At 67.6% G+C, this 24196-nt stretch carries 25 protein-coding genes and 1 other annotated feature; of the genes, 11 read left to right on the top strand and 14 right to left on the bottom strand.

Annotated elements, in window-relative coordinates:
• Positions 1-170 precede the first annotated feature (170 nt).
• Positions 171-1637 carry a lipopolysaccharide biosynthesis protein gene (locus tag HRV97_RS13415; protein WP_174194766.1) on the top strand — a complete coding sequence of 489 codons (1467 nt, stop codon included), beginning with the start codon at positions 171-173 and terminating at the stop codon, positions 1635-1637.
• A gap of 24 nt (positions 1638-1661) precedes the next feature.
• On the opposite strand, the gene HRV97_RS13410 is transcribed toward HRV97_RS13415, so the two are convergent.
• A complete protein-coding gene (locus HRV97_RS13410; RefSeq protein WP_174194765.1) occupies positions 1662-2093 on the bottom strand; it encodes a CBS domain-containing protein in 432 nt (143 codons plus the stop codon).
• Between the two features lie 115 nt (positions 2094-2208).
• Between HRV97_RS13410 and HRV97_RS13405 the strand changes: the two genes are divergently transcribed.
• Positions 2209-2520, top strand: a complete 312-nt coding sequence (locus HRV97_RS13405; RefSeq protein ID WP_343044510.1) for a hypothetical protein — start codon at positions 2209-2211, stop codon at positions 2518-2520.
• 50 nt (positions 2521-2570) lie between these two features.
• Here the strand turns inward: HRV97_RS13405 and HRV97_RS13400 are convergent, their stop codons facing one another.
• The 4 genes from HRV97_RS13400 to hisS all read right to left on the bottom strand — a co-directional run bounded on the left by HRV97_RS13400 (position 2571) and on the right by hisS (position 7225).
• Positions 2571-3617: a DUF4167 domain-containing protein gene (locus tag HRV97_RS13400; RefSeq protein ID WP_174194764.1), complete on the bottom strand. Its 1047-nt coding sequence runs from the start codon at positions 3615-3617 to the stop codon at positions 2571-2573.
• Positions 3618-3885: 268 nt separating this feature from the next.
• Entirely contained in the window at positions 3886-4710 is an 825-nt protein-coding gene (gene prmC / locus HRV97_RS13395; RefSeq protein WP_174194763.1) for a peptide chain release factor N(5)-glutamine methyltransferase, read from the bottom strand.
• 104 nt (positions 4711-4814) lie between these two features.
• Entirely contained in the window at positions 4815-5891 is a 1077-nt protein-coding gene (gene prfA, locus HRV97_RS13390) for a peptide chain release factor 1 (RefSeq protein WP_174194762.1), read from the bottom strand.
• On the bottom strand, positions 5888-7225 hold the full coding sequence (gene hisS / locus HRV97_RS13385; RefSeq protein WP_174194761.1) for a histidine--tRNA ligase: 1338 nt from the start codon (positions 7223-7225) through the stop codon (positions 5888-5890). Before hisS ends, prfA begins: the two co-directional genes overlap by 4 nt.
• Positions 7226-7276: 51 nt before the next feature.
• Between hisS and HRV97_RS13380 the strand changes: the two genes are divergently transcribed.
• The 3 genes from HRV97_RS13380 to ppa all read left to right on the top strand — a co-directional run bounded on the left by HRV97_RS13380 (position 7277) and on the right by ppa (position 10589).
• Positions 7277-7951, top strand: a complete 675-nt coding sequence (locus HRV97_RS13380) for a DUF1345 domain-containing protein (RefSeq protein WP_174194760.1) — start codon at positions 7277-7279, stop codon at positions 7949-7951.
• Positions 7952-8022: 71 nt separating this feature from the next.
• Positions 8023-9975: a M61 family metallopeptidase gene (locus HRV97_RS13375; RefSeq protein WP_174194759.1), complete on the top strand. Its 1953-nt coding sequence runs from the start codon at positions 8023-8025 to the stop codon at positions 9973-9975.
• 35 nt (positions 9976-10010) lie between these two features.
• Positions 10011-10589, top strand: a complete 579-nt coding sequence (gene ppa / locus HRV97_RS13370; protein ID WP_174194758.1) for an inorganic diphosphatase — start codon at positions 10011-10013, stop codon at positions 10587-10589.
• A gap of 4 nt (positions 10590-10593) precedes the next feature.
• On the opposite strand, the gene HRV97_RS13365 is transcribed toward ppa, so the two are convergent.
• From HRV97_RS13365 to HRV97_RS13345, 5 genes are all read right to left on the bottom strand, one after another.
• Positions 10594-10941, bottom strand: a complete 348-nt coding sequence (locus HRV97_RS13365; RefSeq protein WP_343044509.1) for a TfoX/Sxy family protein — start codon at positions 10939-10941, stop codon at positions 10594-10596.
• Positions 10938-11264, bottom strand: a complete 327-nt coding sequence (locus tag HRV97_RS13360; protein ID WP_174194757.1) for a DMT family transporter — start codon at positions 11262-11264, stop codon at positions 10938-10940. Before HRV97_RS13360 ends, HRV97_RS13365 begins: the two co-directional genes overlap by 4 nt.
• Positions 11264-11743, bottom strand: coding sequence for a GNAT family N-acetyltransferase (locus HRV97_RS13355; protein ID WP_174194756.1), 480 nt, complete (start codon positions 11741-11743; stop codon positions 11264-11266). Before HRV97_RS13355 ends, HRV97_RS13360 begins: the two co-directional genes overlap by 1 nt.
• Entirely contained in the window at positions 11740-12639 is a 900-nt protein-coding gene (locus HRV97_RS13350) for a DMT family transporter (protein ID WP_174194755.1), read from the bottom strand. Before HRV97_RS13350 ends, HRV97_RS13355 begins: the two co-directional genes overlap by 4 nt.
• Positions 12640-12911: 272 nt before the next feature.
• Positions 12912-14405, bottom strand: a complete 1494-nt coding sequence (locus HRV97_RS13345; RefSeq protein WP_174194754.1) for a SulP family inorganic anion transporter — start codon at positions 14403-14405, stop codon at positions 12912-12914.
• 60 nt (positions 14406-14465) lie between these two features.
• Positions 14466-14521, bottom strand: a sequence feature (sul1 is cis-regulatory element that is thought to sense ions involved in sulfur or methionine metabolism; They are found in Alphaproteobacteria).
• A 147-nt stretch (positions 14522-14668) separates the two neighbouring features.
• Here HRV97_RS13345 and HRV97_RS13340 point away from each other — a divergent pair.
• Complete coding sequence (locus HRV97_RS13340) at positions 14669-15766, top strand: biotin carboxylase (protein ID WP_174194753.1); 1098 nt, start codon at positions 14669-14671, stop codon at positions 15764-15766.
• 252 nt (positions 15767-16018) lie between these two features.
• On the opposite strand, the gene HRV97_RS13335 is transcribed toward HRV97_RS13340, so the two are convergent.
• The 3 genes from HRV97_RS13335 to ispG all read right to left on the bottom strand — a co-directional run bounded on the left by HRV97_RS13335 (position 16019) and on the right by ispG (position 18290).
• Positions 16019-16471 (bottom strand): PA2169 family four-helix-bundle protein, encoded by a 453-nt coding sequence (locus HRV97_RS13335; RefSeq protein WP_174194752.1) that lies wholly within the window; start codon positions 16469-16471, stop codon positions 16019-16021.
• A gap of 135 nt (positions 16472-16606) precedes the next feature.
• The gene (locus HRV97_RS13330; RefSeq protein WP_174194751.1) at positions 16607-17110 is read right to left on the bottom strand and encodes a hypothetical protein; all 504 of its coding nucleotides are present in this window, start codon (positions 17108-17110) and stop codon (positions 16607-16609) included.
• Between the two features lie 55 nt (positions 17111-17165).
• On the bottom strand, positions 17166-18290 hold the full coding sequence (gene ispG, locus HRV97_RS13325) for a flavodoxin-dependent (E)-4-hydroxy-3-methylbut-2-enyl-diphosphate synthase (RefSeq protein ID WP_174194750.1): 1125 nt from the start codon (positions 18288-18290) through the stop codon (positions 17166-17168).
• Between the two features lie 125 nt (positions 18291-18415).
• On the opposite strand from ispG, the gene HRV97_RS13320 reads away from it, so the two are divergent.
• From HRV97_RS13320 to HRV97_RS13300, 5 genes are all read left to right on the top strand, one after another.
• Positions 18416-19585 (top strand): acyltransferase family protein, encoded by a 1170-nt coding sequence (locus HRV97_RS13320; protein WP_174194749.1) that lies wholly within the window; start codon positions 18416-18418, stop codon positions 19583-19585.
• Positions 19586-19604: 19 nt separating this feature from the next.
• Entirely contained in the window at positions 19605-20564 is a 960-nt protein-coding gene (locus tag HRV97_RS13315) for an isoaspartyl peptidase/L-asparaginase family protein (protein ID WP_174194748.1), read from the top strand.
• A gap of 65 nt (positions 20565-20629) precedes the next feature.
• Positions 20630-21250 (top strand): ribonuclease D, encoded by a 621-nt coding sequence (locus HRV97_RS13310; protein ID WP_174194747.1) that lies wholly within the window; start codon positions 20630-20632, stop codon positions 21248-21250.
• A gap of 33 nt (positions 21251-21283) precedes the next feature.
• Positions 21284-21922 carry an LPS export ABC transporter periplasmic protein LptC gene (lptC, locus tag HRV97_RS13305; protein WP_174194746.1) on the top strand — a complete coding sequence of 213 codons (639 nt, stop codon included), beginning with the start codon at positions 21284-21286 and terminating at the stop codon, positions 21920-21922.
• 5 nt (positions 21923-21927) lie between these two features.
• Positions 21928-22464: an LptA/OstA family protein gene (locus HRV97_RS13300; protein WP_174194745.1), complete on the top strand. Its 537-nt coding sequence runs from the start codon at positions 21928-21930 to the stop codon at positions 22462-22464.
• A gap of 102 nt (positions 22465-22566) precedes the next feature.
• On the opposite strand, the gene HRV97_RS13295 is transcribed toward HRV97_RS13300, so the two are convergent.
• On the bottom strand, positions 22567-24069 hold the full coding sequence (locus HRV97_RS13295; protein ID WP_174194744.1) for a M23 family metallopeptidase: 1503 nt from the start codon (positions 24067-24069) through the stop codon (positions 22567-22569).
• Positions 24070-24196: the final 127 nt, after the last annotated feature.

Here is a 24196-nt window from a genome sequence, read left to right as displayed (position 1 = left end):
TAGCGCCCCGCCGCTGCGGTGACACCCATCTAGGCGGCGACAGACAAAGCGTCAAACGGTTTTTGCAGAAAAGTTGCGGGCGACGCGAAAAAAGTGTCCAGACCGCTCCTGAGAGGCTGAGGGGACACGCGTTTACCCGAAGGTAGCTCTGCGTGAGGCAGACGTGCCTCATGTCGCTTGCCTCATCTGCCCCAACACACAGTCGCACGCCGCTGGTGCGTCAGATTCGTAGCGCGGTGGTGTGGCGCTCGGGCAGCCAGATCCTGTCGCAATTGGTGCAATGGACCGCGACCTTTCTGGTCATCCGCATCCTCTCGCCGAGCGACTATGGCCTGTTCGCGATGAGTGCGGTGGTGCTCGCCTTCACCAACATGCTCGACGGCTATGGTCTGGCGAGCGCGCTGATTCGCCAGCCCGAGGTGACGCCGCGCGACGTCCGGCAGCTGTTCGGGTTGCTGCTACTGCTCAACGGGACGCTGGCGGTTGTGCAGGTGATCGTCGCACCGCTGCTCGCGGCTTATTACCGTCAGCCGATCGTTGCCGACATGCTGCGCGTGCAATCGCTGCTGTACCTGACCACGCCGTTCATCGCGCTGCCCTCGGCGCTGCTCAGCCGCCAGCTCGATTTCAGTCGTCAGGCGAAGGTCAATATCGTCGCCTCGCTGATGTCGGCGTCGACCGCGCTGATCGGTGCCTTGTCAGGGTGGGGCGTGTGGACGTTGGTCGCGGCACCCGGTGCGCTGTACCTGACGCGGGCGGTGGGCCTGACCTGGGCAGCGCGCGCATTGGTGTGGCCATTGTTCCGGTTCGATGGCGCGGGCCAGTTGATGCGCTTCGGCGGGTTGATGGCGCTCGGCCAGCTCTTCTGGTTCCTGCAGAGCCAGAGCGACGTGTTCATCGCCGGGCGCACGCTGTCGCCGCACCTGCTCGGCATCTACACCACCAGCCTGTTCCTCGCGCAGATTTTTGTGTCGAAATTCGTGCCGCCGCTCAACGAGGTCGCATTCAGCGCCTACGCCCGTATCCAGCACGACCACGCGGCGCGCGCCACCGCGTTCCTGAAGGCGGTGCAATTGGTAATGCTCGCCGCACTCCCTTTCTACGTCGGGCTTGCCACCACTGCCGAGCCGCTGGTCCACGCCGTGTTGGGAGAGAAATGGGGTGAGGTCGTGGCCGTCGTCCGCCTGCTCGCCTTCGCGATGCCGGTCATGACGCTGCAGGTGCTCTACTCGCCGGCGTGCGACGCGGTCGGGCGTCCCGACGTTGGCGTGGTCAACGGGGCGATCGGTGCCGGCTTGCTGACGGTCGCCTTCCTGATCGGGGTTCGCGGCGGGGTAACGGGACTCGCGACCGCGTGGGTCGTCGCCTATCCGCTCTACCTCACAATCGGGGGCCGCCGCGCGATGCCGGTCATCGGCGTGACATGGGGCTCAGTCGCCCGCGCCATCGCGCCCGCAGCCTTATGCGCCGGCGCCATGGCACTGGTGGTGCTCGGGCTCGATCGCCTGTTGCCCCCGCTGGGCGCAGTGCCGCGACTCGTGTTCCTCGTAGCGGCGGGCGCGGTCAGCTACGTCGGGCTGTTGCTCGCGCTGGCGCGCGGCACCATGCGCGAAGTGGTGGCGCTGATCCGCGCCTGAGCCCGCCACGCCTGCCCAAGCACGTTACGCCTGCTGGATATAGTCGCGCATCGCGCGCGCTTCCGCCTCGATCCGATCGATGCGGTATTTGACGAGGTCGCCGATCGAGACGATCCCGACCACCGCACCTGCCTCCACAACCGGCAGGTGGCGGATGCGTCGCCTGGTCATCAGCGACAGCGCGCCGAGCACCGAATCCTCGCCGCCGACAGTGACCGCAGGCGTCGTCATCTCCGCCGAGACCGGATGATCCAGCGCCGCCGCGCCGTGTTCGCGCAAGCAGCGGATGACGTCGCGCTCGGAAAAGACCCCCGCGGCCATGCCGCTGTCGTCGAGCACCGGCACTGCGCCGATCCGCCGTTCGGCGAGCAGCGCAACAGCGTCGGCTACGGTTCGTTCGGGGGAGATGGACACAAGGTCGGCGCCCTTGTCGCCGAGGATCGTCGCGATGGTCATCGCCTTCTCTCCTTTATGGTCTCGCGCCTATAGACTGGCGATCGGCACCATTTCACGTTCGCGCGCCTGTTGCAAAGCGTTGCCGCGCCGCGCTTGATCCAGGAAAGGAAGCATTGTGCAAGGCTTGGACGATCCCGCGCAGGCTCGACATGCGTGGCGGCGCTTTCGTTGCATCCTGGGCGTGATGACCGTTGTCGGCATCGTTGCCGCGCTCATTGCGGTGTGGCTGGTCGGGCGAGCCTATGGCGCGCTCGGTTGGATCGCGACGCTGGCGACGTTCGGCGGCGTGGTCGGGTCGATCGCGATGGCGGGGGCGCTGATGGGACTCGCGTTCATGAGTTCGGGCACCGGCCACGACGAGGCCGCCGACGCGGCCGGGCTGGATACGAGAACGGGCCGAGCGCCCCGCAAGGACGTCGGCCCGTGATCATCGCAGTCCAAGCGGCGCGGCAGAACCGCGCGCTCGGCTAGTTCCGGTTACTCGGCAGGCGTCGCTTCACCGCTGGCGGCGCGCACGATACGGCGACGACGCGGCTTGGGCGCTTCGGCAGCGGCATCGTCCGTGGCGGAGGTCGGCGCATTGCTCTCCTCACCTGCCGCTGACTCGTTGCGCAAAGGCACGAGGCCGAGCGCGGGCGGCAACCGATCGGCGCCGAGCGCCTCGACGGGCGCAGCCTCCGCTGCATCCTCGCGCGGCTTGCGCGTGCGGGTGCGGCGGCGCGGTGCCTCCTCCACCTGCGCGTCGCTCACCGGCGGCACGTCCTGCGCGAGTGCGGCGTTCAACGCGGGCACGTCGGCTAGGTCGGACGGCGGCGTGTCGACGTCGTTGGCGACGGGAGCCTGGGTCGGGCGCTGTAAACGACGCTCGTCGTCGCGCGCCTCGACCGGACGGCGGTCACGCTCGAAACGGGGACGCTCCTCGCGCGGCTGGCGCTGCTGACGATCCTCGCGGCCCTCACGCGGGCGATCGTCGCGGTCGTAGCGGGGACGCTCGTCGCGGTCGCTGCGCTGACGATCGTCGCGGGCGGATCGCTCGCCCTGCTGCCGCTCGCCGTACTGGCGGTCGCCATATTGACGGTCGCCCTGTTGACGATCGCTCTGTTGCCGCTCTGCCTGTTGGCGATCGTTCTGCTGCTGACGGTCGCTTTCCTGGGCGCGCTGCACCTCGTCGGCGCGGACCGGCTCGCCCTCGTCACCGAAGTCGTCGAACGGATCGAACTGGTCGAAATCGTCGCGCTGCTGACGGCGCTGCTGTCCCTGATCCTCGTTGCGACCGCGCTGGTCGGCGAGCACGCGGAAATAATGGTCGGCGAACTGCAGGTAATATTCGGTGTTGACCCGGTCGCCCGACATCTGCGCGTCGCGCGCCATGTTCTTGTACTTCTCGAGCAACTGCGCGGCGTTGCCACGTGCGCGGCTGTCGATCCGGTTGCCGCTGTCGCGCTGCCCCTGGCCACCGCCGCCGGGACGCTGCGGCCCATTGCCACGACCGCGACGGCGGCCTTGCTGACGATTGTTGATCAAAAGTGTGTCCTCGTCCTCGAACCTAAAACGGCACTGCTCCCGAACGGCACCGACCTCGGTGCACGGGCGATCATTCCCAAGGACGGCTGCGCACGGGCGAACCGGACCTGCCATGGCCACCGGACTGCAGCGGCTGATGACGAAGGGAGGGCTCAACGCCCCATAACAACGACGCGGTAAACAGCGCTGTCTGTGCGGGCCCCTACGGGCGCTCTAGCGGTTCGCCGCTCGTTCTCAAAGCGAAATATGAGCGCGCGGTCACCCACATTCAAGGCGTGACCACAAGGCAACGGTCGAGCCCCGCCAGGTCGCGGCGCACCGCGACGCCGAGCCCGGCCGCGCGGAACAACGCCGCCGCGCGCTCGCCCTGCGCCGATCCGATCTCGATACAGGCGACGCCACCGGGCGCGATCTGCGCCGGCAGCAAGGGGGCGAGCCGGCGATAATCGTCGAGCCCGTCGGCGCCCGCGAACAGCGCCGACGCCGGCTCCCAATCGCGCACCTCCGCGGGCAAGGCCGCGTCCGCCTCGATATAAGGGGGGTTGCACAGCACGAGGTCGAACGCCGCGCCGGTGCCGTGCCAGCCGCCCGCGATCACCTGCGCGCGGTCCGCCATGCCGAGCCGTTCGGCATTGACGCGCGCGATCGTGAGTGCCGCCGCCGAGGCATCGACGCCGACCCCGCTCGCCTTGGGCCATTGATCAAGCGCGGCGAGCAGCAGCGCGCCCGAGCCGGTGCCGAGGTCGAGCACGCGGCGCGGTCCCGACGAGCCGGCGAAATGCGCCACCGCCGCTTCGATCAGCGTCTCGCTGTCGGCGCGCGGCACCAGAACGCCGGGCGCGACATGCAGGTCGATCGTCCAGAAGGCGCGCGTGCCGGTGAGATAGGCGACGGGTTCGTGCGCGGCGCGGCGCTCGACGAGCGCGTCGAACGCGGCCGGCACCGACCAGTCGTTGAGCGACAGCAACAGCCGCTCGCGCGTGATGCAGAGCGCGTGGGCGAGCAGCAGCTCGGCGTCGAGCCGCGGGGTGGCGGAGAAGGTGAAGCGCTGTGCCGCGGCGGCCAGTGCGGCGCGGGGGGTAGAGGGAGGCATCAAGCTAGTAAGGGGCGCCGCGGCAAAGCCGCGCCGTCGAACAGGAGCGGTGCTCCTGCCGGCCGTGCTTGGTCGAGTCCTGCTGCGGCATGCAGCAGGCCGACCTACGCATCCAGACTGGCCAACCGCTCCGCCTCATCTTCCGCGATCAGCGCGCCGACCAGTTCGCCGAGTTCACCCTGCAGGATTTCGGGCAGGCGGTGCAGCGTCAGGTTGATGCGGTGGTCGGTTACGCGGCCCTGCGGGAAATTGTAGGTGCGGATGCGCTCGGAGCGGTCGCCCGAGCCGACCATCGCACGGCGGGTGCCCGATCGCTCCGCCGCCAGCCGCTCGCGCTCGGCCTCGTACAGGCGGGTGCGCAGGACCTTGAGCGCCTTGGCCTTGTTCTTGTGCTGCGACTTCTCGTCCTGCTGGATCACGACTAGCCCGGTCGGCAGATGCGTGATGCGGACTGCGGAATCGGTCGTGTTGACCGACTGCCCGCCCGGCCCCGAGGAACGATAGACGTCGATCCGCAGGTCCTTCGCCTCGTCGATCTGAACGTCGACCTCCTCCGCCTCGGGCAGCACCGCCACTGTCGCCGCGGAGGTGTGGATGCGCCCGCCGCTCTCGGTCACGGGTACGCGCTGGACGCGGTGTACGCCGCTCTCGAACTTCAGCTTCGCGAACACCCCCGATCCGGTGATCGACGCGACGACCTCCTTGAACCCGCCCGCGTCGCTGTCCGACGCCGAGATCAGCTCGACGCGCCAGCCCTGCTCCTCGGCAAAGCGCTGGTACATGCGGAACAGGTCGCCCGCGAACAGCGCCGCCTCGTCGCCGCCGGTCCCGGCGCGCACCTCGAGCATCGCCGAGCGTTGATCGGCGGCATCGCGCGGCAAGAGCGCGAGCGCGAGGCGGCGGTCGGCCTCGGCGAGTGCGGCCTTGTTCTCGCGCAGTTCCTCCTCGGCCATCGCGCGCAGCTCGGCGTCGGCGTCGTCGGTCATGTACTGGAGGCTCTCCGCCTCGGCGCGCAGCCGGCGCACCTCGCCCGCCGCCTGCGCGACCGGCTCGAGCTCGGCATATTCCTTCGATACCGCGACGAAGCGGTCGCCGTCGAGGTTGCCCGTCGCCATCAATGCGGAAAGCTCGTCGCGCCGCGCCTCGATCTGACGAATGCGGTCGGGGGAGATGGTGGTCATGGGAGCCATGGTTCGATGACGGCATCAAACTGCGAACCAACTGGCTTACTGAGGTGTGATGACAACGGGAACGCTTGACCAAGCACATGTACGACACGGGCTATCTGGTCATTGCCACCCTCGTGCTCGTGGTTTGCGCGAATTGAGAGCCCCACATTAGCTTGTTGAGTCGTGCCAGGCCGAGGCGCTGTCACGATCAGCCTGCTCGCCGACAAGCTTTTACTTGCAAGTTCAAATCGACGTTTGGTGTTGCCTCTAAACGCCATTTCGGCGGACAATCCTCCTACACGAAGCACTTTCATCAGGCGTAGCGCTACTCGCTCGGCTTCGACACCTTCCGGTATGATTGTCACATCTGGAACCGAAGTCGCTCCTCCCTCCAGCAGCATCGCCAGCCGCTCGATCCCCGCGGCCCAGCCCACGCCGGCCGTAGTAGGCCCGCCCAGGCTTTCGACCAAACCGTCGTAGCGCCCACCCGCGAGCACGGTGCCCTGCGCGCCCAGCCGATCGGTGACGAACTCGAACGCGGTGTGGCGATAGTAATCGAGCCCGCGCACCAGCCGTGCATTGCGCGTCCACGCGACGCCGGCGGCGTCGAGCCCGGCGGTCACCGCGTCGAAGAACGCGCGCGCCTCAGGCGTCAGATAGGCGTCGATGTCGGGCGCGCTGTCGGCGATCGGACGATCGCGCGGGTCCTTCGAATCAAGGATGCGCAGCGGGTTCTTGTCGAGCCGCGCCAGGCTGTCCTCCGACAGCTCGGCCCGGTGCACCTCGAAATGCGCCACCAGCGCGGCGCGCCACGCGTCGCGCGTCTCCGCGTCGCCCAGCGTGTTCAACTGCAGCGTCACGCCGTCAGCGATGCCGAGTTCGTGGAGCAGTTGGTCGGCGAGGCACAAGAGTTCGACGTCGGCCGCCGGCTCGGGTGCACCAAGGATCTCGGCGTCGATCTGGTGGAACTGGCGATAGCGACCCTTCTGCGGGCGCTCGTAGCGGAACACCGCGCCGCTCGTGACGAGCTTCAGCGGCGCATATTGCTGCCACCCGCCGGTGATGTAAGCGCGCGCGATCCCGGCGGTGAACTCGGGGCGCAGCGTCAGGCTGTCGTTGCCGCGATCGGGAAAGGTGTACATTTCCTTCGACACGACGTCGGTTGTCTCGCCGATCGAGCGTGCGAACACCTGCGTGTCCTCGAACACCGGCACCTCGACGCGCTCGAAACAATAGAGCCGGCGGACACGGTCGAAGGTCGATTGCACGTGCGCGAAGCGGCGCTCGTCGTCGCGAAAGATGTCCTGCGTGCCGCGCACGCGATTGGGGGTCTGGATACGGGCCATAGAAGCGCGCGTATCTAGGCGAGCCGCCGCGCTCGCGCTAGCGCTTGCTCGATGAACGATACGGCGGGCCGGTGGGCCGGGATCAAGCGGATGCTGGGACAGAACGTGGCGCCGCCGCGTTTCGTGCTGTTCGTGGTCGTGTGCCTCGCCGGCGCGGGCCTGTTGTGGCCGGCCGTGGGCAAGGGCCGCGCGGTGATGGGCGGGTTCGATCTCGGCGCGCTGGCGTTCCTGTTGTCGCTCGCCTCGCTGTTCCGCAAATCCTCGGCGGCGGCGATGCGGCAGGCGACGCGTGCCAACGACGCCAACCGCGCGCTGCTGCTGGCGATCACTGCGGGAACCACCTTCGTCATTCTGGTCGCGGTCAACGGCGAGTTGAAGGGCAAGAACGACGCCTTGGCGATCGCCCTGGTCATCGTGACGCTCGCGCTCGCCTGGCTGTTCTCGAACATGGTCTACGCGCTCCACTACGCGCACCTGTTCTACGGCGAGGACAACGACGGCGCAGGGGACGCGGGCGGGCTCGACTTTCCCGGCACGAAGGAGCCCGATTATTGGGATTTCCTGTATTTCAGCTACACGCTCGGCATGACGTTCCAGACCTCGGACGTGACGCTGTTGAGCGGGCGGATGCGGCGGGTGGCGCTGGGGCAATGCCTGGCGGCGTTCGTGTTCAACCTCGGCATCCTCGCCTTCACCATCAACACGATCGGCGGTGCAGGAGGCTAGACGCGGGCGGTCTGCGAACGGTAAGCCCCTCTGACATAGACGATAACATCATCCAGGGGACCGCGCCGCGCATGATCCGTTCTTTCCTGACCGCCACCTTGCTCGCCACCAGCGCGCTCGCCGCCCTGCCCGCTGCCGCGCAGGTGCCCCCGGGCAATTCCGCGCCGCAGCCGGTGCCGATCGTCGACACGGTCCCCGAGGCAAAGGACGTGCGCTTCCCCGGCACGCTCCAGGTCAACGTCGACGCGACTGACACGCAGCGCGGCATCTTCCGCGTGACTGAGACGATCCCCGTTCCCGCAGCCGGGCACATGGTGCTGTTGTTCCCGAAATGGTTGCCGGGCGCGCACAGCCCGCGTGGTGAGATCGAGAAGCTCGCCGGGCTGGTCATCAAGGGCAACGGACAGGTGATCCCGTGGACGCGCGACACCGTCGACGTGTTCGCTTTCCATGTCGACGTACCCGCGGGCGTGACCGCGCTGGAGGCATCGTTCCAGTTCATCTCCGCGACCAAGGGCGACCAGGGCCGGATCGTCGCGACGCCGACGATGATCAGCATGGAGCCGAACTCGGTCAGCCTGTACCCGGCCGGCTATTTCACCCGGCAGATCCCGGTGCAGATGACGGTGAAATATCCCGATGGCTGGACCGCCGCGGGTGCGCTCAAGGCGCAGGTGACGGGTTCGACCTACGCCTACGAGCCGACCAATTACGAGGTGCTGGTCGACTCGCCGATGCTGGCGGGCAAGTACGGCCGCGTCGTGCCGCTGTCGTCGCGCGTCAACCTGAACCTGTTCGCCGACGATCCCGCCGAGCTCGCCGCCACCCCGGCGCAGATCGACGCGCACAAGCGACTGGTCGAGCAGGCGGTGAAGACCTTCGGCGCGCAGCATTACGACCGTTACGAGTTCCTGCTGTCGATCACCGATCAACTGGGCGGCATCGGGCTGGAGCATCACCGTTCGAGCGAGAACGGCGCGACGCCGGGTTACTTCACGAAGTGGGACGACGGCCCCGGCCGCCGCAACCTGCTGCCGCACGAGTTCACCCATTCGTGGGACGGCAAGTTCCGCCGCGGCGCGGACCTGTGGACGCCCGATTTCCGCATGCCGATGCGCGACTCGCTGTTGTGGGTGTATGAAGGGCAGACGCAATTCTGGGGCTATATCCTCCAGGCGCGCTCGGGCATGGTCAGCAAGCAGGACACGCTCGACCAGCTCGCGGCGATCGCGGCGAGCTACGATTCACAGCGCGCGCGCGACTGGCGCGACCTGCTCGACACCACCAACGATCCCATCATCTCGGCGCGCCGACCCAAGGGTTGGACGAGCTGGCAGCGGTCGGAGGATTATTACAACGAAGGGCTGCTCGTCTGGATGGAGGTCGATTCGCGGCTGCGCGAGCTGTCGGGCGGCAAGAAGTCGATCGACGACTTCGCGCGTGCCTTCTTCGGGGTGCGCGACGGCGATTGGGGTGAGCTGACCTACACGTTCGAGGACGTGGCGGCGACGCTCAACAAGATACAGCCGTATGACTGGGCGACGCTGCTGCGCCAGCGGCTGACCGAGCACGCGCCCGGCGCGCCGATCTCCGGGTTCGAGCGCAACGGCTATCGCCTGACCTACGCCGATACGCCGACGCCGTCGTTCAAGAGCGGTGAGTCGTCGCGCAAGATCACCGACCTGACCTATTCGGGCGGGATGATCGTCAGCGAGACCGAGAGCAAGGGCGCGATCACCGGCGTGAGTTGGGGCTCGCCCGCCTTCAACGCCGGGCTGACGATCGGCAGCACGATCGTGTCGGTCAACGGCCAGCCTTACTCCGGCGACGCGCTGAAGAAGGCGATCCGCGCCGCGCAGACTACCACCGGTCAGGCGGGCGGCACGCCGGTGCAGTTGATCGTCCGGCAGCAGGACGCGTACCGCACGGTTGCGCTCGACTGGCATGGGGGCTTGCGCTACCCGCGCCTCGAGAAAATCGGCAAGGGCGATTCCGGGCTCGACCGCCTGCTCGCACCGCGCTGAGCCACGGGGCGTGATCCAAGTAACAAGGGAATTCGATGCGTATTGATCTTATCCCGGTCGGCAAGAGCCCGCCCGACGACCTGAATGTCATCATCGAGGTGCCGACCGGCGGCGAGCCGGTGAAGTACGAGTTCGACAAGGCGTCGGGCGCGCTGTTCGTCGATCGCATCCTGCACACGCCGATGCGCTACCCGGCCAACTACGGTTTCGTGCCGCACACGCTGTCGCCCGACGGCGATCCGCTCGACGCATTGGTTGTCGCGCGCTCGCCGTTCATCCCGGGCTGCGTCGTGCGTGCGCGCCCGATCGCGGTGCTCAATCTGGAAGACGAGGCCGGCGGCGACGAGAAGCTGGTGTGCGTGCCGGTCGATTCGACCTTCCCGTACTACACCAAAGTCGACGGTCGCGAGGATCTGCCCGAGATCGTGTTCGAGCAGATCGAGCACTTCTTCACCCACTACAAGGACCTGGAAAAGAAGAAGTGGGTGCGCGTCGGCACCTGGGGTGACCGCGACGAGGCACGTCGGATCACGCTGGAAGCGATCGAGCGTTACGACGCGGCCAAGGCGCAGGGCGAAGAGCCGCACGACCACGACGTTCCGGGTCGCGACTGAGTAATCATCGGCGCGGTTGCTTTCGGGCGCCGCGCAGACCGGCGTCGACGCCGAGGAGCGCGCATCTGGCGAGCTCCTCGGCGTCGTCGTATGTGGCGTCGGGGGCGCGGCGATCGTTCATCGTCGCTGATTTGCCGTCCTGGTCGTAGCCGAAGCGCTCACAGCCTGCTGCGTCCCAAGCGGGGTCGCTGACCGCATCGCTCTTGAACCACAGCCCTCCGTCTCGGTCGATCAAGGCGAAGATCACCGCGTCGAGGTAGAGCGTCCACCCGCCCATCATGCGGCGATGCGAGACGTGGCCGTGCGGCGCCAGCGCCTCGGCGACCCAGGCAAGCGTTGCTTCTCCGCTCACGCACCTGCCCCGGCCGTCAGTTTCAGCCCGGCGATGCAGGCGACAACGCCCAGGATCAGCAGCAATCGCGGCAGGCTGGCGGGTTCGCCGAACCAGATGATGCCGACGATCACGGTGCCGAGCGCACCAATCCCGCCCCATACCGCATAGGCGGTTCCCATCGCGATGCTGCGCGAGGCGACTTCGAGCAAGGTCATCGAGCATCCGACGCTGACGAGGAAGCCGAGCGTCCAGGGTATGTTGCGGAAGTTGTCGACGTGGCGCAGGCAGGTGGTGAAGCCGATCTCGAACAAGCCACCGACGATCAGCAGCACCCACGCCATCAGCCGAGACCCGCCAGCGTGACGAGCGCGTCGCCGGTCACGCGCTGGATCGTCCATTCCTCCATCGGCACCGCCCCGATCTTGCGATAGAAGTCGATCGCCGGCGTGTTCCAGTCGAGCACCGACCATTCGAACCGTCCGCAGCCACGGTCGAGCGCGAGGCGCGCGAGATGGGCGAGCAAGGCACGCCCCGCCCCCTGCCCGCGCGCGTCCGGCGTGACGTACAGATCCTCGAGATAGAGCCCGCGGCGCCCGGTCCAGGTCGAGAAATTGTGGAAGAACAGCGCGAAGCCGATCGCTTCGCCAGCCTCCTGGGCGATCACCGCCTCGGCAGCGGGATGTTCGCCGAACAGCGCGAGCGCGAGGCTCGCCTCGGTCGCCTCGACCGCATCGGGTTCGCGTTCATAGGCGGCGAGTTCGCGGATGAAGCGCAGGATCGTCGCGACGTCGGCGTGGGTGGCGGGTCGGATGTCGGTCATGCCGCCTGCTCTACCGCGGATTGTGCAATATCGCGACGGCGCGCGGCGTAGAGGCACGCCCCCACGATGATCGCGGCACCGGCGAGCGTGGTCGGCTGCACCCGCTCGCCGAAGACGAGCCAGCCGAGTGCGGCGGCATAGACGAACGAGGTATATTCGGTGGTGGCGAGATAGCCCGTCTCGCCGTGCGCATAGGCCCATGCGAGCAGGAACAAGGACGAGGTACCGAGCGCGGCGGCGATCGCGATCTTCCACCATTCGGCGGCGGGCGGCAGATGCGCGAGCCACGGCGCGGCGCAGGCGAGGATCGCGGTGACGATCGCGGATTGGAGGAAGGCGATCTCGGCTGGGCGGGCAGCTTGGCTTTGCAGGCGCGCGACGACCAAGTTGACCGCGTAGAGCACGGCCGAGGCGAGGATCGCGACCGCGCCCTCGAACGCGCCCGGCCCTATCGCGGCGCTTCGCTGTCCGGCGAGGATCACGCCGACACCGAGGATCGCGACGAACGAGGCGATGACAACGCGGCGGCCCACACGCTCCTTCAAGAACAATGCGCCGAGCAGCAGCGCGAGCAGCGGGGCGATGTAGGCGAGCGAGATCGCCTGTGCCATCGGCACGCGCGCCAGCCCCCAGAAGAACAGCAACGCCATGACCGCAGTGATCCCGCCGCGAAGTCCGTGAAGGCGGAGCGCGCGCGCGGTCGGGCGTGGTCGGCCGGCCGCGATCCACGCAGCCCCGCCGAACAGCGTCGACAGACCGGTGCGCCAGACCATCGCATTGTAGACGCCCAAGCCCAGCACCAGCGACTTCATGAACGCGTCCATGATCGAGAACAGCCCGATCCCGGCCGCGGCAACCGCGAAGGCGAGCGCGGGCGAGAGGTGGCGCCCGCTCATGCCATGTCCCGATATGGGACGAAGTGGAGGAAGTGGAGGTTCAAACGCGTTTTTGCGGCACGCCTCCACTTCGCCTGTCGGGTGGGGTTGCGCGGGAGTGGGAGCGAAGGAGCGGACACGCGGCGGCTATGGCCGATCGCGCGCGGGTAGGACAGCGCGGTTGGACCGCTCACCTCGTCACCCCGGACCTGCTCCGGGGTTCCACTTCGCTGTTCGCGGGTGAGAAGAAGCAGGATTCCAGCCTACGGCCGGGATGACGGAGGTACGCCTGCTCAGTGCGGCGCGAGGCCGAGTTCGACGCCGGTCTTGTCGTGGAGCGCGAAGCGGTCGACCAAATCGGCGCTGGCGCGGTCGTAGCCGACGACCTCGACGTCGCTGCCCCCTTGGCGCAGCCGCACGACGATCTTGTCGAGCGCGCCGACGCCGGAAATGTCCCAGAAATGCGCGGCGGTGACGTCGATCAGCACGGTGGCGGCACGCTCGCCTGCGAAAGCACGGGTGAAGCGGTCGACCGAGGCGAAGAAGATCTCGCCCGAGACGCGGTAGGTCGCGCTCACGTCGTCGGCGGACGCCTCACGGTGAACCGCGAACATCCGCTGCACCTTGGCCGAGAAGAAGATGCCCGACAGCAGCACGCCCGCGAGCACGCCGAGCGACAGGTCGCGCGTGGCGACGACCACCGCGACCGTGACCAGCATCACCGCCGAGGAGGTCGGCGGATGGCGGCGCAGGTTCGCGATCGAATTCCAGCTGAAGGTGCCGATCGACACCATGATCATAATCGCCACCAGCGCCGGCATCGGCACGCGCCCGACCCAGGGGCCGAGCACCGCGAGCAGGAACAGCAGGAATGCGCCCGCGACGAAGGTCGACAGCCGCCCGCGCCCGCCCGAAGTAACGTTGATCACCGACTGGCCGATCATCGCGCAGCCGCCCATGCCGCCGACCAGCGCGGCGACGATGTTGGCGCCGCCTTGGCCGGCGCATTCGACGCGCTTGTCGCTGTCGGTATCGGTCATGTCGTCGACGATTCTAGCGGTCAGCAGCGATTCGAGCAGCCCAACCGCGGCCATCGTCAGCGAATAAGGCAGGATGATCCGTAAGCTGTCGAGGCTGAGCGGCACCTGCGGCCAAGCGAACGACGGCAGCCCTTCGGGCAGGCGCCCCATGTCGCCGACGGTGTTGACCGGCACGCCGAGCCCGATCGCGAGCGCGCTGAGCACGAGGATGGCGACGAGCGGCGAGGGGATCGCGCGCGTGATCCGCGGAAAGCCGTAGATGATCGCGAGGCCGCCCGCGACCATGGCGTAAGTCTGCCACCCGACGCCGACGAGCTGCGGCAGTTGCGCCATGAAGATCAGGATCGCGAGCGCGTTGACGAAACCGGTGATGACCGAGCGCGACACGAACTGCATCACGAGGTCGAGCCGAAGCGCGCCGGCGACGATCTGGATCACTCCCATCAGGATCGTCGCGGCGAAGAGATATTCGACGCCGTGGTCGCGCACCAGCGGACCGACCAGCACCGCGACCGCCGCGGTGGCGGCCGAGATCATGCCGGGGCGGCCGCCGATCAGCGACACGGTGATCGCGATCGCGACCGAGGCGTAGAGGCCGACGCGCGGATCGACGCCCGCGATGATCGAGAATCCGATCGCTTCCGGGATCAGCGCCAGCGCGACGACGATCCCTGCGAGCAGGTCGCGGCGGGCGGCGGCGGCGTCAGTGAACCTCTGGCGCCTGTAGGCGGAAAAGGTGAACGTCATTGAAAAATCCACAACAGGGCACGGCACGCCGCATCGGCGTGTCAAAGGAATGGTGCGTGTTGTTGTCCGGCGGGTCGGCGGCCGGAATAGCCACCCGGGATTTCACCGGGTCCTTGCGAATGGCAGGCGTATAGCCGCGTTGAAGCGGAAAAGGCAATTGTGGCCGCGGGATGGGGTGCGCCAATGCCCGCTTTGCGGTGGAAAGCGGCCGTTTGCTCCGACCTGCCGGCGCACGCTAATGCGCGCCGCAGAGGAGTTTTCTGATGAAATCAGCGTCGGTCGCCATTCTCTACCAAGCCCTGCCGCCGCCGCTGATCAACGGGTTGCGGAAGGACGCGAAGCCGGGCGGATATTCTGACGGCGGGGCTGACATTGCGTTCGCGTTGCAGACGGCCGGTGTCGACGTTGTCACGCCTTCTTCGTCGCCGGCGCCCGACATTGCCCTCGACTGGGTGTTTCCGGACACCGCGGACGGTATTCGACGCGCGGGGGCTGGTGGTGCAACCGTGTTGTGGGCGAACACCGTGTTGTTCGAGGGGCACCCGCTCGAGCAGGTACTTGGCGACTATGACATCGTGGGGCAGCTTCCTGCCGCCATGCAGGCGTACGACGACAAGTTCGAAACCAACCAGCTCCTGGCCAACGCTGGTCTGCCCGTTGCTCGGTCGTTCCTGTTGTCGGGCGCGGCGAGGGATGAAGTCTGCGCCTTGGACAACGTCGAGCGAGCCTTGTCAGACAACGGCATGTCTTTCCCGATGATCGTGAAACCGGTGCGCGGACGCGGCAGCCAGGGCGTCACCCTGGTCGAGAACCTCGACGCCTTGCGTTGGGCCGCCGCCGCACTGATCGAGGCTGCCAGGTTCGGCGACATCCTGATGGTGGAAGAGTTTCTGGGCGGCGACGAGATGACGATCACGATCATGCCTCCCGCTTCCCCGCGGCCTGACGGGTCACGAGCGCCGACGCACTGGGCCTTGCGACCGGTCTATCGGTTCGATCAGCGCGGCGGTGTGGCTCCTTACAACGGCGACGTACCGGTCACCGCCAACAGCGCCGCGATCGATGCCGACCGCCTCCACGATCCAAAGGTAGCGGCGATGATCGACGCTTGTGTCGCGGCAGCAGCGCTGGTCGACGCGCGCACTGCCATCCGGATTGACTGCCGTGCCGATCGTCATGGCACGTTCAAGCTGTTCGACCTCAACATGAAGCCGAATATGACCGGGCCGGGCCGCCCGGGCCGAGAAAATCAGGATTGCTTGTCGGCGATCAGCGCTCGCGCTGATGGTTGGAGCTACGTCGATTTGCTGCAAGCCATGCTTGCCGCCACCTGGAGACTTCGTTCGCCGGTAGCGGCCTAGCTACAAAGTAGTCAGCCGCCGAATGTCGGGTAGTGGCGGAAAGAGAGTCCTGCGCTCGCGTAGCGTCAGGCGCTTCCTGAACGTTCCGCATCAAGCCGTACACGCCAGGGTAAATGTACGTTGAATAGAGATCCCTCGCGGCTTGCGTAACATGGCCGCGCGTAGAGGAGGTAGGATGGCTCTTCCCCTAGCGGGGCCGTCCTACCTCCTTTTGTAACCGACGGTGATTTACAACCACGTCGGCTGGCGTTCTCAGCCTTCCATCGAATGCTTCAGATCGCGCATCTGATCGTGGCCGGTCTTTACCGACGTCCACGCTTGGTTGACCGCATGCTTGACGTTCGGCGACAGCTCGTTGTCCTGCAACGCATCTTCGAACTTCGCCTTGATATGATCCTCGCCGCGCTCGACTTCGTTGATGATCGCTTTGTCATCGCGACCGGTCACGGCGGCCTTCAAATCCAGGAACACGCGGTGAGCACCGGCCAGCACGGTGCCGTCGTCCTCGGGATTGCCGCCGAGGCGCGTCACCTCTGCCTGCAGCATGCGCGCGACCTCTTGCCGCTCGTTGGCGCGCGACGTGAACATCTGTGCAAAGCGAGGATTTTCGGCCTCTTTCGCCGACTCGTTGTAGCCGTTGACGCTGTCGATCGTCGTGGCGATCAGGCTGTTGAGCGTGCGGATATCGTGATCGGTGTCGGCCACAGATGTTACTCCTTACATAGGTTGGGTCAGTCAAACGCGGCATTCCGCGCTTGGCTCCGCGCCCGCCCTGCTGCTGCCTCACGAACCCGCATGTACCGCCACCACGTTCGACCGCTGAGCGCACAACGAGGTCGACTAGGAAGGAGTATCGTTCGCGCTTTGCTCGGAAGTGGGATCGACCAGCGGCGTGTTCGCTGGGCGTGCAGAACCGCCGGCCTGGTCGTCTGACCATGTGGATGGCTGGGTGGTCACGGTTTCCAGGCTCGCACGGAGTTCTGCCTCCCTGGCTCGGTCCTCTTTGTCTCTGGCGCGATCCTCTGCCTTCCACTGCGCCTCTAATCTGGCGAGATCGTCTTCCAGGCGGTGGTCATCGACATAGTGGCGGTCGTCGGGCGTGCTGAGGAACGGTGCGGCCCAAGTGGTTCGAGGCACCGCGTCATAGGCGGCAACAGGGTCGCCGGGTTCGGTCCGCAGCCGGTGCCGCGAAAGGGCGGATCGCGGCTCGCCGTGGTAGGTTCGGACATCTGCCTGGCCGACGGCGAACTCCGCGATCAACGAGCCGCTCAACGTGCTCGCGACGAGGGCCGCTCCAACCACGGCCAGGAGCATCTTCGCGTCGTACCGCTGGCGTCCTTTCACCCTGCTACCCCTGAAGTCCGAGCGGCCTCTGAGTAGCCACACGAGGCATGCCCGCTTACTCCGCCGCGAGTTTCGCTGCGGCGGCGTGTGCCTCGATCTCGGCGGCCTTTGCCTCGACCAGGCGGACGATGTGGTCGATCATGCCGGCATCCTGGACGTGGTGGTCGGTGACGCCCGACAGATAGACCATGTGCTTGCCGTTGCCGCCGCCGGTGATCCCGATGTCGGTCTCGCGCGCCTCGCCGGGGCCGTTCACCACGCAGCCGAGCACGGAGAGCGACATCGGGGTGCGGATGTGCTGCAACCGTTCCTCCAGTGCCTGCACGGTGCGGATCACGTCGAAGCCCTGACGCGCGCAGCTGGGGCACGAGACGACACGGACGCCGCGGTTGCGGATGCCGAGGCTCTTAAGGATCTCGAAGCCGACGCGGACCTCGTCCTCGGGCTCGGCCGACAAGGACACGCGGATCGTGTCGCCGATGCCGAACCACAGCAGCGAGCCGATGCCGATCGAGGATTTAACGGTGCCGCCGACGAAGCCGCCCGCCTCGGTGATGCCGAGGTGCAGCGGGCAGTCGACCACGCTGGCGAGCTGTTGATAGGCGGCGACCGCGAGGAAGAAGTCCGACGCCTTTACCGCAACCTTATATTCGTGGAAGTCGTGGTCCTGGAGCAGCTTGATGTGATCCATCGCCGACTCGACCAGCGCGTCGGGGCACGGCTCGCCATATTTCTCAAGCAGGTGGCGCTCCAGACTCCCGCCGTTGACACCGATGCGGATCGCGCAACCGTTCGCCTTGGCAGCGCGCACCACCTCGGCGACCTTCGCCGCCGAACCGATGTTGCCGGGGTTGATGCGCAGGCAGGCGGCGCCCGCGTCGGCGGCCTCTAACGCGCGTTTGTAGTGGAAATGGATGTCGGCGATGATCGGCACGTTCGACGCGCGAACGATCGCGCCCAATGCCGCGGTCGATTCGACGTCGGGGCACGAGACGCGGATCAGGTCGACGCCCACGTCCTCGCAGCGACGGATCTGGTCAATCGTCGCACCGACGTTATCGGTCGGCGTGTTGGTCATCGTCTGCACGGTAACGGGCGCGCCGCCGCCGACGGGGACGTTGCCGACCATGATCTGGCGGCTCTCTCGGCGGACGATGTCGCGCCACGGACGAATGGACATGATGCTCTATATACGCGCGAGCGGGCCGGGCCGGAAGCCCGCGCGGGTTCGCGCCGACGATCGCGGGTGCACACAGGATCGGGCACGGGTCGCACGCGACGCGCGAAGCTGCTAGGCGCGCGGCCATGCAACGCCATTACGGGCTCGACTGGCTCCGCATCGGTGCCTTCGCGCTCTTGATCCTCTACCATGTCGGCATGGTGTTCGTGCCGTGGGACTATCACGTGAAGCTCGCGGGCCCAGGCTGGGCGACGGTGCCGATGATGGCGACCAACCCGTGGCGGCTGTCGCTGCTGTTCATCGTCTCGGGATACGCCAGCCGCGCGCTGCTCAAGCGGCATTCGAGCCGCTGGCGCTTCGCGCGCAACCGCACCGCGCGGTTGCTGGTGCCGCTCGTCTTCGGCATGGCGGTGATCGTGCCGCCACAGGCGTGGGTCGAGCTGGTGACGAAGCGCGGTTACCCGCACGGCTTCGCGTGGTTCTGGTGGCACGATTATTTCCGTTTCGACGCGAGCCTGGGACTGCCGCTGCCGACATGGAACCACCTGTGGTTCGTGGCGTACCTGTGGATCTACACGCTGACGATCACGCTGGCGGTGGCGGTGACGTCGAAGTCCGCGCGCGAGCGGGCGCAGCGCGGGTTCGAGGCGCTGTTTCGCGGACCAGTCTTGATGCTGCTGCCGCTCGTTTGGATGGTGCTGGTCAATCTGGTGCTGTTTCCTGGCGGGCGCGAGACGCACGCGGTACTGGGCGACTGGGTGGCGCACGCGACCTATTTCCCCGCTTTCCTGTTCGGTTTCGCGCTGGCACGCGCCGACGGCACGCTCGCCAGCTTCGTGCGCTGGTGGAAGGTCGCCGCAGGCGTGGCGCTCGTGTCCTACGCGCTGGTCGCGGGGATCGAGCTGACCTGGCCGGGCGTGGCGCGCGCGCCGCACGGCGTGGGCGAAGTATTCTCGATCGCGCGCGCGGTCGAGGGATGGTTCGCGATCGCGGCGCTGATCGGGTTCGCCGACAGCCACTGGAACCGCGACCACCGTTGGCGCCCGATGCTGACCGAAGCGGTGTTCCCGTTCTACATCATCCACCAGACGGTGATCGTGGTGGTGGCGTGGTGGCTGCGCGGCGCAGGGCTGTCGATGCTCGCCGATTTCCTGATCCTGGTCGCGGCGACCGTGGCGGGATGCTGGGCCTTCTACCTCGTCGGGCGCAAGATACCGTTGGTCCGGCCGCTGATCGGGCTGAGGCGGCACGCGTCGAAGCGCACCCACGTCGATCCGCGCCCCGCGATCGCCTGAGCATCACATGGAGCTATCGATGACGACCGAGCATCCGCCGCGCTCGACGCTTACGCATCCGCCGCGCTGGACGCTGGTGATCCACGGCGGCGCCGGAATCATCAACCGCGGCGTGCTGACGCCGGAACAGGACGCGGGCGCGCGCGCCGGCCTCTCGCGCGCGCTGGCGGCGGGGGCGGCGGTGCTGGCGAGCGGCGGCGCGGCGGTGGACGCGGTCGAGGCGGCGGTGCGCGTGCTGGAGGATGACGCGCACTTCAATTCTGCGCGGGGCGCGGTGCTGACGTTCGAGGGCCGGGTCGAACTCGACGCCGCGATCATGGACGGGCGCGACCGATCGGCCGGCGCGGTCGCTGGGGTGAGTCATGCGCGCAATCCGGTCAGCCTCGCGCGGGCGGTGAAGGACCACAGCCCGCACGTGCTGCTGACTGGCGCGGGTGCCGACACGTTCGCACGCGAGCAGGGCGTCGAGCAGGCGGATGAGGACTGGTTCGTCATTCCCGAACGGCGCGCGCAGCTTGCCGCCATGAAGGCAAGCGAGGACTGGTTCGACGTCGACATGAAATACGGCACCGTCGGCGCGGTGGCGTGCGACGTGGACGGCCATGTCGCGGTCGCAACCTCGACTGGGGGCGTGACGGGCAAGCGCTGGGGCCGGGTCGGCGATTCGCCGCTGATCGGCGCGGGTACCTACGCCGATGATCGCGCCTGCGCGGTGTCGGCGACCGGGTCGGGCGAATATTTCATCCGCGAAAGCGTCGGGCATGAGATCGGCGCGCGCGTGCGGATGCTGGGCGAGCCGTTGCAGGTCGCCGCCGACGCGGTGATGGCGGGCGTCAAGGCGCTGGGCGGCAGCGGCGGGGTGATCGTGACCGGGCCGGACGGACAGCCGGTGTGGAGCTTCACCACACAGGGCATGTACCGCGGGCAGGTATCGGCAGGCGTCGAGGCAAAGGTCGCGATCTACGCCGACGAAGGCTGAAGATGAGGGGTGAATGAACACTCACGCCCATTGAGCGGACGCGCGGCGCAAGCTACGGCGAACACATGGCTGTTTATTTCCACGAGGAAGACCTTCCCGGCGACGTGTTCGCGCCCGGTGCCGCGATCGCGGTCGATACCGAGACGATGGGGCTGATCACGCCGCGTGACCGGTTGTGCGTGGTGCAATTGTCCGATGGGCAAGGCGACGAGCATCTGGTGCGCTTCAATCCCGGCAGCGATTATGCCGCGCCGAACCTGAAGCGCGTGCTGGCCGATCCCGACCGGTTGAAGCTGTACCATTTCGGCCGCTTCGATATCGCCGCGCTCAGCTATTATCTCGGCGTCGTGGCCGCGCCGGTTTATTGCACCAAGATCGCGTCGCGGCTGGTGCGCACCTATACCGACCGCCACGGATTGAAGGAACTGGTCAAGGAACTGCTCGGCCAGGATATCTCCAAGCAGCAGCAATCGTCCGACTGGGGCGGGCCGGAGCTGTCCGACGCGCAGCGTGATTATGCCGCGTCCGACGTGCGTTACCTGCACCGGATGAAGGAGGAGCTCGACAAGCGGCTGGTGCGCGAGGGGCGCATGGCGCTGGCGCAGGCGTGTTTCGACTTCCTGCCCGCGCGCGCCGAGCTCGACATCGCCGGCTGGCCCGAGATCGACATCTTCGCGCATGCGTGACGCGGGCACGGCGCTGGCGATGAGAAGCGCGCGATGAGCGCGAGCGCGCGCGGTGTGCGCTCGCCGCGGCAGCAATGGGCGCGTCCGGGCGGGCGGCACGACCGGCTGATCCGCACGTCGAACTGGCTGATCCCGGCGTCGATCGGCGTGCTGACCGCGTTTCTGGTCATGGCGCCGTTGACGATGGCGGGCGACGTGTCCTTCGTGCTCGACAAGAACAAGGTCGAGGTCGCCAAGGAACGGATGAAGCTGCAATCGGCGACCTACCGCGGCACCGATGCCAAGGGGCAGCCGTTCGAGCTCGACGCAGGGTCGGCGGTGCAGAAGAGCTCGGCCGAGGCGGTGGTGCGCATTCAGCAGATGGCGGCGGCGATCCAGTTGCAGGACGGGCCGGCACGGCTGACCGCGCCGACCGCGCGCTACGACATGGATGCCGAGAAGGTGCGCGTCGACGGACCAATCGCGGTGCGCGCGCCCAACAATTATTCGCTCGACACCTCCAGTGCCGACGTCGATCTGAAAACGCGGCAATTGACCTCGACCGCGCCGGTGACGGGTACGGTCAGGCAGGGCAATTTCAGCGCGAACAGCATGTCGGCCGATCTGGAATCGCGCACCGTCCGATTGAACGGCAACGCGCGCTTGCGCATCGTGCCGAGACAAACGAAATGAGCGCCATGCGTGGCTCGCTCCCTCTCCTGTCGCTTCTGCTCGTCGCCGCCCCCGCGGCCGCGCAGGGCAAGCACAACACCAACGCGCCGATCGATTTTGGCGCGGACCAGATCGAGTTGCAGGACAAGGCGAACCGCGCGGTGCTGACCGGCAATGTAGCGGTGAAACAGGCCGAGATGACGCTCAACGCTCAGCGGCTGAACGTCGCCTATACCGGCGAGATCGTCGACGGGAACCCGCAGGTGTCCAGGCTCGACGCGTCGGGCGGGGTGACGGTGCGCCGCCCGGATCAGACCGCGCGCGGGCAATATGCGGTGTACGACCTTAACCGCCGCGTCATCACCATGCTGGGCGCGGTGCGGCTGATGCAGGGGCCGAACACGGTCAACGGCGCGCGGCTGACGATCAACCTCGATACCGGACGCGCGGTGATCGACGGATCGGCGGTGGCGGGCGGCAACGGCAGCGGAACCGCCGGCAACGTGCAGCGCGCGCCGACCGGCCGCGTGACGGGAACGTTCTCGGTTCCGAAGCGGAACTAACACACGGCTTTCGTTATCCCGGGCTTGGTCCGGGCTCCTGCTTTCTCATGCCGCCAGCAATAGTGGGGCGTCGGATCGGATCCGAACGCGGCAGACCGCGGATCAGCGCGCCGGTGCGGACAGCAGGCGCGCGATCTTGGCCTTCAACCCGCGCAGTGTGTCGCCCGACACCGTCTGTACGCTCGACAGCGAGATCGAGCGCGGGTTCACCGGCACGCCGTTCTTCCACACCTCCCAGTGCAGGTGCGGCCCCGTCGACATGCCGGTCGACCCGACATAGCCGATCACCTGGCCGCGCGCGACGCGTGTGCCGGTGGAGACGGCGAAGCGGCTCAGATGACCGTAGCCTGAGGCGTAGCCGCCGGGATGCGCGAGCTTGATGAAATTGCCGTAACCGCCGCTGCGTCCCGCGAACGACACGACGCCGTCGATCGCGGCGTAGATCGGGCTGCCGTAGGGCGCGCCGATGTCCATGCCACGGTGCATGCGCATGAAGCCGAGCAGCGGGTGCATGCGCATCCCGAAGGTCGACGTGACGCGACCCGCGACGGGCATCCCCATGAAGCCGCGGCGCTCGACCTGACCCGTCGGGTCCATGAAGCTGCCGCCTTCACCCTGTTGGTCGCCCCAGCGGACGAGTTGCAGCCGGCGGCGGCCGGCAGCGTCGGCGAGCCCGGCGTACTGGAGCTGCCCCACCTCGACCTCGCCGGTGGCGGCGCGCGCCTGGTCGGCGACGATGTCGAACGTGTCGGCGGCCCCGACGTCGCCGATCGGCATCCGCGCGGCGACCGCCTTGATGTACGATTCGACCACGCGTGCGGGGACGCCCGCGGCGCGCATCGAGCGATAGAGGCTGGCGCCGACCAGCCCGCGTACGTGCAACGGTGCGCGGTCGATCGAGATCGGGCGACGGTCGAGCAGCAGGTCATTTCCGGCGCGGTTTACCGCGAGGTCGAGGTCAAACCCGGCGCGGAAGCTGAGCTTCTCGAGTGGGCGCGGTTGCAGCCGTGACGGGCGACGGCCCATCGTCAGCGACAGGATCGTGCCCGGCTTCAACTGATCGAGCGACACCGCGCCGCCGACCAGGGTGGCGACGCGCGCGGCCTCGTTCATGCCGACGCCGGCGCGCTGGAGCGCGTTGGACAAGGTGTCGCCACCGCCGAGCGTCACGGTCAGGTCGATCTGCGGGCGCTCGGGCGTCTGGCTCAGGCGACGGACGAGGCCGGAGGCGGCGGCACGGCGCCCGGTGGTGGAACCGAGGGCGAGTGGCGCGATCCCCTGCGTGCGGGTTTCCTCATAGGCCGCGCCGGTCGCGACCGGGGGCGCGTAGCCGAGGATCGGCGGAAAGCCCGGGCGCGTCATCCACGCCGCCGCGATCAGCGCCGCGCAGGTCGCGGCACCGCGCCACCAGGTGCGACTGCCGATATCCTGGCCGAGATCGGGCGCCCAATCGGTGTGGACGGCCACGTCGCGCACGCGGTCGAGCAGCGACGGCTCGGCGAGCGGAACGCTCGGCGTGGCGGCAGCGGGCACGAGCGCGCGCATCCGCACCGACGAACCCGCCGCGCCTGCCAGCTCCAGACCTTGTTGTTCACGCAGAAACAATGCGGCGTCTCGTTCAAATATGCTCGGGTGTCCGGCGGCGCGTTGTGGACCCGAGACCCTAAAGTCAAATTAACCGCGCCGCGCCTGAGCCGGGATGACCGGTGCGCGCGGGGAAGCGATCGGATCG

The organism is Sphingomonas hominis (assembly GCF_013328205.1).
Taxonomy (GTDB): Bacteria; Pseudomonadota; Alphaproteobacteria; order Sphingomonadales; family Sphingomonadaceae; genus Sphingomonas; species Sphingomonas hominis.
Note: the sequence above shows the minus strand (reverse complement) of the source record. Positions and strands in the feature narration are given on the sequence as shown.

Coding starts and splice junctions, on each gene's coding strand:
- HRV97_RS13415 (WP_174194766.1), top strand. CDS start 171: ATGTCGCTTGCCTCATCTGCCCCAACACACAGTCGCACGCCGCTGGTG.
- HRV97_RS13410 (WP_174194765.1), bottom strand. CDS start 2,093: ATGACCATCGCGACGATCCTCGGCGACAAGGGCGCCGACCTTGTGTCC.
- prmC (WP_174194763.1), bottom strand. CDS start 4,710: ATGCCTCCCTCTACCCCCCGCGCCGCACTGGCCGCCGCGGCACAGCGC.
- prfA (WP_174194762.1), bottom strand. CDS start 5,891: ATGACCACCATCTCCCCCGACCGCATTCGTCAGATCGAGGCGCGGCGC.
- hisS (WP_174194761.1), bottom strand. CDS start 7,225: ATGGCCCGTATCCAGACCCCCAATCGCGTGCGCGGCACGCAGGACATC.
- HRV97_RS13380 (WP_174194760.1), top strand. CDS start 7,277: ATGAACGATACGGCGGGCCGGTGGGCCGGGATCAAGCGGATGCTGGGA.
- HRV97_RS13375 (WP_174194759.1), top strand. CDS start 8,023: ATGATCCGTTCTTTCCTGACCGCCACCTTGCTCGCCACCAGCGCGCTC.
- ppa (WP_174194758.1), top strand. CDS start 10,011: ATGCGTATTGATCTTATCCCGGTCGGCAAGAGCCCGCCCGACGACCTG.
- HRV97_RS13360 (WP_174194757.1), bottom strand. CDS start 11,264: ATGGCGTGGGTGCTGCTGATCGTCGGTGGCTTGTTCGAGATCGGCTTC.
- HRV97_RS13355 (WP_174194756.1), bottom strand. CDS start 11,743: ATGACCGACATCCGACCCGCCACCCACGCCGACGTCGCGACGATCCTG.
- HRV97_RS13350 (WP_174194755.1), bottom strand. CDS start 12,639: ATGAGCGGGCGCCACCTCTCGCCCGCGCTCGCCTTCGCGGTTGCCGCG.
- HRV97_RS13345 (WP_174194754.1), bottom strand. CDS start 14,405: ATGACGTTCACCTTTTCCGCCTACAGGCGCCAGAGGTTCACTGACGCC.
- HRV97_RS13340 (WP_174194753.1), top strand. CDS start 14,669: ATGAAATCAGCGTCGGTCGCCATTCTCTACCAAGCCCTGCCGCCGCCG.
- ispG (WP_174194750.1), bottom strand. CDS start 18,290: ATGTCCATTCGTCCGTGGCGCGACATCGTCCGCCGAGAGAGCCGCCAG.
- HRV97_RS13320 (WP_174194749.1), top strand. CDS start 18,416: ATGCAACGCCATTACGGGCTCGACTGGCTCCGCATCGGTGCCTTCGCG.
- HRV97_RS13315 (WP_174194748.1), top strand. CDS start 19,605: ATGACGACCGAGCATCCGCCGCGCTCGACGCTTACGCATCCGCCGCGC.
- HRV97_RS13310 (WP_174194747.1), top strand. CDS start 20,630: ATGGCTGTTTATTTCCACGAGGAAGACCTTCCCGGCGACGTGTTCGCG.
- lptC (WP_174194746.1), top strand. CDS start 21,284: ATGAGCGCGAGCGCGCGCGGTGTGCGCTCGCCGCGGCAGCAATGGGCG.
- HRV97_RS13300 (WP_174194745.1), top strand. CDS start 21,928: ATGCGTGGCTCGCTCCCTCTCCTGTCGCTTCTGCTCGTCGCCGCCCCC.